This window comes from Chromohalobacter canadensis (assembly GCF_029544075.1).
Lineage (GTDB): Bacteria > Pseudomonadota > Gammaproteobacteria > Pseudomonadales > Halomonadaceae > Chromohalobacter > Chromohalobacter canadensis_A.
This window is the reverse complement of sequence record NZ_JAJQJH010000034.1, coordinates 1-1,018: the sequence shown is the minus strand read 5'-3', so window position 1 is coordinate 1,018 and position 1,018 is coordinate 1. Positions and strand designations below refer to the sequence as shown.

Here is a 1,018-nt window from a genome sequence, read left to right as displayed (position 1 = left end):
AGCTGGGTATCCCACCCTGAATTCATAGGGGTTGGGAGGCGAACCGGGGGAACTGAAACATCTAAGTACCCCGAGGAAAAGAAATCAACCGAGATTCCCTAAGTAGCGGCGAGCGAACGGGGACTAGCCCTTAAGTCAATGCACGGTTAGGTGAACGGCCTGGAAAGGCCGGCCATAGTGGGTGATAGCCCCGTAACCGAAAACCCGCATTGGTGAAATCGAGTAGGTCGGGGCACGTGAAACCTTGACTGAAGACGGGGGGACCATCCTCCAAGGCTAAATACTCCTGGCTGACCGATAGTGAACCAGTACCGTGAGGGAAAGGCGAAAAGAACCCCGGCGAGGGGAGTGAAATAGATCCTGAAACCGTATGCGTACAAGCAGTAGGAGCAGACTTGTTCTGTGACTGCGTACCTTTTGTATAATGGGTCAGCGACTTATATTCAGTGGCGAGCTTAACCGACTAGGGGAGGCGTAGGGAAACCGAGTCTTAACAGGGCGAAGAGTCGCTGGATATAGACCCGAAACCGGGCGATCTATCCATGGCCAGAGTGAAGGTCAGGTAACACTGACTGGAGGCTCGAACCCAAGTATGTTGAAAAATGCTGGGATGAGCTGTGGATCGGAGTGAAAGGCTAATCAAGCCCGGAGATAGCTGGTTCTCCTCGAAAGCTATTTAGGTAGCGCCTCACGTATCACCGTCGGGGGTAGAGCACTGTTTCGGCTAGGGGGCCATCCCGGCTTACCAACCCGAGGCAAACTCCGAATACCGATGAGTGCAGCGTGGGAGACACACAGCGGGTGCTAACGTCCGTTGTGAAAAGGGAAACAACCCAGACCGTCAGCTAAGGCCCCCAAATTCTGGTTAAGTGGGAAACGATGTGGGAAGGCTTAGACAGCTAGGAGGTTGGCTTAGAAGCAGCCATCCTTTAAAGAAAGCGTAATAGCTCACTAGTCGAGTCGGCCTGCGCGGAAGATGTAACGGGGCTCAAACCAGGTGCCGAAGCTACGGACTCAT

The 1,018-nt window shown here is 53.7% G+C and carries 1 rRNA gene; it reads left to right on the top strand.

Annotated features, from left to right (window positions below):
* A 23S ribosomal RNA gene (locus LUN51_RS17400) occupies window positions 1-1,018 on the top strand; the annotation flags it as partial.